Below are 6122 nucleotides of genomic sequence, written 5' to 3'. Positions count from 1 at the left end.
GAAGCGGTAGGGAAGATAAGCAACAAAATAAAGACCATGCGAAAGAAATGGAAATACGACGAGATAGGAATAACCGACATCGAGGCCGGAAAGAACGACCTCAATATGAACAACTATTCCGTGCAGAAGTACAGGGAGCGCAACGGGATGCCGGACGCGTTCAAATCCGATGGGCCGACTGTTTACCATGGCCGCGTCACGAAAAACGACGTGCAGATATTCGGTACTCACTTTGACGGCCAGCAGGGCCTGCCCAACGGTTCCACACCTACCACGATCCCACGCGACAGGGTCCCCCAGAGGGTGATCATCGACACCGGGACAATGGAATGGGTAGCTCCCGATTATACGACCAAGCGGCCGTGGGTTTATTCGACCAAGAAGTGGGACACGGGAGATGTCATCCTGTTCACCCTTCGGTGACACCCTTGAACGAATGCGACCGCCGGGCACTCCTGCGGCATCGCACCCCAGGCGGATCTGCTGTCGGTGAGGTTCCGCGACGAGCGCCGGGCGGCCGGAAACGGCCGCCCGGCGCTCGTGCCATGCCCGGTGGGCCGGCCCGCCCGCGCGCCGGGTCAGATGAGGCCCTGCGCCAGCATCGCGTCCGCGACCAGCTCGAAGCCGGCGATGTTCGCGCCCACCACGTAGTTGCCGGGGCTTCCGTAGCGCTCGGCGGTGGTGAAGCAGGAGTCGTGGATGTGGCGCATGATCTCGGCCAACCGCTCCTCGGTGTGCGTGAAGGACCAGGAGTCCCGTGAGGCGTTCTGCTGCATCTCCAGCGCGCTCGTCGCCACGCCGCCCGCGTTGGCCGCCTTGCCGGGGGCGAAGGCGACACCCGCCTCCTGGAGAACCCGGACGGCGTCCGGGGTGGTCGGCATGTTGGCGCCTTCGGCGACCGCCTTCACGCCGTTGCGCACCAGGGTCAGCGCGTCCGCCTCGTGCAGCTCGTTCTGCGTGGCGCAGGGCAGGGCCACGTCCACGGGGACCGACCAGACGCCCGTGCCGGGGACGAACCGGGCGTGTGCGCCGCGCCGTTCGGCGTACTCCGACACCCGGCCCCGGCCCGCCTCCTTGACCTCCTTGAGCAGGGCGAGGTCGATGCCCTTCTCGTCGACGACGTAACCGTCCGAGTCCGAGCAGGTCACCACCGTCGCGCCGAGCTGCTGGGCCTTCTCGACGGCGTAGACGGCCACGTTCCCGGAACCGGACACCGCGATCGTCTGGCCCTCCAGCGACTCTCCCCGGCTGCGCAGCATCTCGGCGGTGAACAGGACACAGCCGTAGCCGGTCGCCTCGGTGCGGGCCTGCGCGCCGCCCCAGCCCAGGCCCTTGCCGGTGAGGACGCCGGACTCGTACCGGTTGGTGATCCGCTTGTACTGGCCGAAGAGGTAGCCGATCTCGCGTCCACCCACGCCGATGTCCCCGGCGGGCACGTCGGTGTACTCCCCCAGATGGCGGTGGAGTTCGGTCATGAACGACTGGCAGAACCGCATGATCTCGGCGTCGGAACGGCCCTTCGGGTCGAAGTCGGCGCCGCCCTTGCCGCCGCCGATGGGCATGCCGGTGAGCGCGTTCTTGAAGATCTGCTCGAAGCCGAGGAACTTCACGATGCCGAGGTTCACCGACGGGTGGAAGCGCAGGCCGCCCTTGTACGGGCCGAGCGAGCTGGAGAACTCCACCCGGAAGCCGCGGTTGACGTGGATGTCGCCGGAGTCGTCGGCCCACGGCACCCGGAAGATCAGCTGACGCTCCGGCTCGCATATGCGCTCGATGATGCGGGCGTCGACGAATTCGGGCCGCCGCGCCAGCACCGGGCCGAGCGTCTCCAAGACCTCGCGGACCGCCTGGTGGAACTCCTCCTCGCCCTGGTTGCGGCGCAGGATCTCGGCGTAGAGCGGCTCGATGACGCGGTTCGCCGCGTCGTGGCCGCGGGCGGATTCCGTGCGGGCGGTTTCGGGGGTGACCGGCATCTGATCAAGACCTTCCGTGGTCGGCTCGGGCGCGTCGGCGCCCCCGTCCCGGAGGGCGCCGCCGGTCCGCGTCTCCCCCCGCCGGGGCCCGTGGACGCCCCGCCGGGGGCCGCGTGGCCGTCGTCCGGCCGGGCGATGCGCGGGACCGTCGTAGGCCGTGATTCTCCAGCCGGACGCGGCGATCTTCGAGGGCCATCCACATAGTGGCGGGGGCGCTGGGGTTCGGGCGGTGCTCCGGGCCGGCCCCCAGATGCCCTGCGCGCCCGGCCGGCCGGTGTTCCGTCGCGCCGCCACCGTCCCGCCCGTATCCGGCGTACGGAGCGGCGGGTGGCGAAGGTCACACGGACACGGGTCCGCCTCGCGTCCGCCGTGTGCGCCCGCGCGCCGCACCCGCCCCGCGCGCCCTGCTAGTCGTGCACGCCCCGCGCGGCTTCCCCCGACCCGTCCGGGCCGTCCGGGCCGATCCATCGGAACCAGGCCCGGTCCCCCCGGATGTGCAGCAGGAACTCGGCGACGTTCACGCCCTGCGGCCCGGACAGCACGAGGATGCGGTTCACCTCGCCGTACACCGTCTCCCACGCCTCGGCGCTCTCGTCGCTGCCCTCCTCGTCCAGCCGTTCGAGCAGGGCCAGTTCGCGGTCGAAGAGGTCGCGGAGCGTGTCGTCGTAGCCGGGGCCGGGGATGAACCTGCCGTGCAGCCAGGGGAAGTCCGGGTCGTCGACGGCGATCTCCCCGACCAGTTCCGCCCCGCGCCGCAGTCTCCAGATGGTCCCGTTGAAACCCATTGCCGTCCCCGTGCTGTTCGTTCGTGTGTTCCCGTCACCGTAGAGGGTCTGTGAAACACCGGCGGGTAACGATGGTTACCGGCGAGGAAGGGCGGCGGCCGGACCGACGATCGGTCATGATGCCTGCATGACGAAGCCACGGCGGCGGCGGAGGTTACAACCTCCGCCCGCGACAAGGCTGTTGTCCGCGCGGCACTGCGCCGCGGGTGATGCGGCGCCACCGCGCCCGTGCCCGCCGCCTGCCCGCGGGGGCTCGTATCCGCACGGCGCGCTCCGGCGCGAGCCCGGCCTCCCGAAGGGCACCGGGGACGCCCGGCGGTATCTGGCGGTCGGGCTCGACTGCTACCTCTGCCAGCTGGTCGTCGGGCTGCTCGTGCACTCCTGTCTGGACGCTGCGGGGGCGGGTCTCGGCGCGGTGGGGGCGGGCCGGACGGTCGCGGCGCTCGCGTGCCAACTGCTCGTGCTGTCGTTCGCCAACCAGGTGCTGCTGACGATGGCCGTCCGGGCGAGCGCGGGGAAGCTGATCATGGGTCTGCGGGTGATCCGGCTGCCGGACGCGGGGCGGCCCGGCTTCCGCCGGCTGGTGCTGCGCTGGCTTTACGGGCTGTTCTGGCTGCCGCTCCAGCCGTGGTACCGGCTGCGGGGGGCGCGCCCCGGCGGCGAGCGGCCGGTGGAGCGGCCCGGCGGCTGCCGGGTCGAGGGGCCGGAGGACCTGGCGGGAGTGCGGCAGGTCCGCCACAGCGACCTGCGGTACTACCGGGCCGCCACGGCGGGCCGGACCGGCTGAGCCGCGCCGCCCTCCGCTGCCCCGCCGCCCGCGACTGCCCCGCCGTCCTCCACTGCCGCGCCGTCCTCCGCCGCCGCGCCGCCCTCCGCTGCCGCGCCGCCCGCGACTGCCCCGCCGTCCTCCACTGCCGCGCCGTCCGCGACTGCCCCGCCCTCCGCGCTCGCCCCGGCCGCGCGCTCGCCCGCCGCGCGCATCGCCGCGGCGGTGGCCGAGGCGTCGTAGTCCGGGGCGACCCCGTCGACGATCACCACGTCGCCGTCGAGGTGCCGGGTGCGCAGCGGCAGGATCTCCCGGTAGTCCGGGGACGCGTACCAGGCGCGGGCCCGCTCGACGCTCGGGAAGGCGATCACGACGAGCGCGCCGGGCCACACGCCCTCCACCACCTCCACCGCGGCTCCGTGCACCAGGAACCGGCCTCCGTAGGGCTCCATGGTGCCCTGGATGCGTTCGATGTAGCTCAGGACCTCCTGGTGGACGGGCAGGGCGGCGGGGCTCAGGTGGGCCAGGGCGTAGGCGGTCATGGTCCGCTCCTCCGTACGGTCGGGCGCTGCCGCACCGGGCCCGGCGCGACACCTTCGATGCTGCCGGGCGGGCGCGCGCGGGTCGATTACCTCCGAGGTCATGCCCGTGGCCGAAGGCGCGGCTGCCCGGCTGCCCCGGACACGCCGAAGGCGGCGGCCCCCGGAGGTTTCCGGGTGCCGCCGCCTTCGGGCGGGGACGGGGTGGTGCGGCGGTGCGGGAGGATCAGGCGGCGGAGCCGGCCGTCCACTCGGACCAGCTCATGTTCCAGCCGTTGAGGCCGTTGTCCGGGGTGATGGTCTTGTCCGGGGAGTTCTTGACGATGACCACGTCACCGAGGAGCGAGTTGTTGTAGAACCAGGCGGCGGGCTGGTTGGGGTCGCCCGCGCCCTTCACGTCGGCGAGGCCCACGCAGCCGTGGCTGGTGTTGGCGGTGCCGAAGATGCCCTTGCCCCAGTAGTTGCCGTGGATGAAGGTGCCCGAGGTGGAGAGCCGCATGGCGTGCGGGACGTCCTTGATGTCGTACTCGCCCTTGCCGTCGTCGTCCGTGAAGCCGACGGTGGCGCCGTTCATCCGGGTCTCCTTGTGCTTCTCGGAGATCACCATCTGACCGTTGTACGTCGGGTTCTCCGGCGAACCGGCGGAGATCGGGATGGTCTTGATCGTCTTGCCGTCGCGGGCGACGGTCATCGTCTTGCTCTTGACGTCGACGGTGGAGACCTGGTTGCGGCCGACCTTGAACGTCACCGTCTTCTGCTGCACGCCGAAGACTCCGTCGGCGCCCTCGATACCGTCCAGCGCGAGCTTCAGCGTGACGGTGGAGCCGCCCTGCCAGTAGTCCTCGGGGCGCAGGTCCAGGCGCTGCGAGTTGAACCAGTGGCCGACCACTTCCTGGCCGCTGCTGGAGGTCACGGTGATGCCGTTCTGGACGGCCTTCTTGTCCGTGATCGCCTTGTTGAAGTTGATCGAGACGGGCATGCCGACGCCGACGGTGGAGCCGTCCTCGGGGGTGAAGTTCCCGATGAAGCTGTTGTCGGGCGAGACGGTGGTGAAGGAGCTGTTCTCGTGGGCCTGGCGGCCCTTCGCGTCCTCGGCCGTCGCGTTGATCTTGTACGTGGTGGAGCGTTCGAGCTGGGCGGCGGGCTTCCAGCTGGAGCCGTCGGCCGCCAGCTCGCCCTCGACCGGGTCGCCGGCCGCCGTGGTCATGACGACCTCGGTGAGCTTGCCCTTGGCGACGGTGACCTGGGCGGCGTTGTTGATGCTCGCGTTGGTGGCGCCGTTCTTGGGCTTGATCGCTATCTGCGCCTGCGAGGCGTCCTCGGCCGCCGCCTTGTCGACCTGCGCCTGGGCCGCGTCCGAGCTGCCGGAACCCGGCTTGTCCCCGCCGTCGCTACAGGCGGAAAGCACCAGAACGCCGCCGAGCAGTGCGGACGCGGCCATGAGGCCCTTGCGCCGCTTGCTGTCCGTGATCACACGCTTCTCCATCGTCGCCGATTCCCCACAATCCCCGGACGGGGCCGCCCAGCGGCCGTTCCCCGTCAATGTTCCAAGAACACCCGGAAGGAGTGCTCCGTTCCACATCCATCGAAGATGTGGGGAACACCACTCATGGACGCGTCCACAGCCGCGCCGGTTCCCGCAGCCGGAGTCCGGACGCGCCGTCGCCGCACAGTGCGGCCCCGGTCCGCCGAGGCGGTGCCGGGGCCGGTGTTCTCACACGTCAGACCCGTGGTGCGGGGGCACCGTCCTCGCCGTCGCTGCTTCCATTGTGCGTGACCTCCTGGTCGTACCCCTCCTCGTCGCCCTCGTCCAGCGGGAGGAACAGGGTCTCCTCGTCGTCCTCGTCCTCGTCCCAGGCCTCGGCGTCGGGGTCGTAGTCGATGGTCTCGCTGCTCCAGGACGCCTGGGCCAGCTCGACCCCGGGCACCTCGCTGACCAGGTCGAACGGGTCCACCAGCGAGGCGAGGGCCTCTGCTCCGTCTGCCCGTACGGTGGCCTCGGCATGCATGCGCTCGTCGGCCGCGTTCCCGTCGTCGTCGACTCCGGCGACCGGCTCCC

6 protein-coding genes and 1 pseudogene are annotated in these 6122 nt (G+C 70.9%); 2 read left to right on the top strand and 5 right to left on the bottom strand.

The genetic code is table 11. From position 1 onward, the window contains the following. Positions 1–423 (top strand): hypothetical protein (locus EES43_RS18940; protein WP_206430079.1); only part of this gene is annotated, 423 nt, incomplete at its 5' end. 155 nt (positions 424–578) lie between these two features. Here the strand turns inward: EES43_RS18940 and gdhA are convergent. Then, complete coding sequence (gdhA, locus tag EES43_RS18935; protein WP_124269796.1) at positions 579–1973, bottom strand: NADP-specific glutamate dehydrogenase; 1395 nt, start codon at positions 1971–1973, stop codon at positions 579–581. Between the two features lie 407 nt (positions 1974–2380). Continuing rightward, the gene (locus tag EES43_RS18930; RefSeq protein WP_124269795.1) at positions 2381–2758 is read right to left on the bottom strand and encodes a hypothetical protein; all 378 of its coding nucleotides are present in this window, start codon (positions 2756–2758) and stop codon (positions 2381–2383) included. Between the two features lie 322 nt (positions 2759–3080). Between EES43_RS18930 and EES43_RS18925 the strand changes: the two genes are divergently transcribed. Next, entirely contained in the window at positions 3081–3545 is a 465-nt protein-coding gene (locus EES43_RS18925) for an RDD family protein (RefSeq protein ID WP_241192691.1), read from the top strand. Between the two features lie 167 nt (positions 3546–3712). On the opposite strand, the pseudogene EES43_RS18920 reads toward EES43_RS18925, so the two are convergent. The 3 genes and pseudogenes from EES43_RS18920 to EES43_RS18910 all read right to left on the bottom strand — a co-directional run. Then, positions 3713–4066 (bottom strand): annotated as a pseudogene (locus tag EES43_RS18920) (DUF1330 domain-containing protein); the annotation flags it as partial. Positions 4067–4289: 223 nt separating this feature from the next. Further along, positions 4290–5549: a L,D-transpeptidase gene (locus EES43_RS18915; protein ID WP_124269793.1), complete on the bottom strand. Its 1260-nt coding sequence runs from the start codon at positions 5547–5549 to the stop codon at positions 4290–4292. Positions 5550–5784: 235 nt separating this feature from the next. After that, the coding region (locus EES43_RS18910; RefSeq protein ID WP_124272059.1) for a hypothetical protein at positions 5785–6122 on the bottom strand (338 nt) is incomplete at its 5' end.

Source organism: Streptomyces sp. ADI96-02 (assembly GCF_003846185.1).
Classification (GTDB): domain Bacteria; phylum Actinomycetota; class Actinomycetes; order Streptomycetales; family Streptomycetaceae; genus Streptomyces.
Note: the sequence above shows the minus strand (reverse complement) of the source record. Positions and strands in the feature narration are given on the sequence as shown.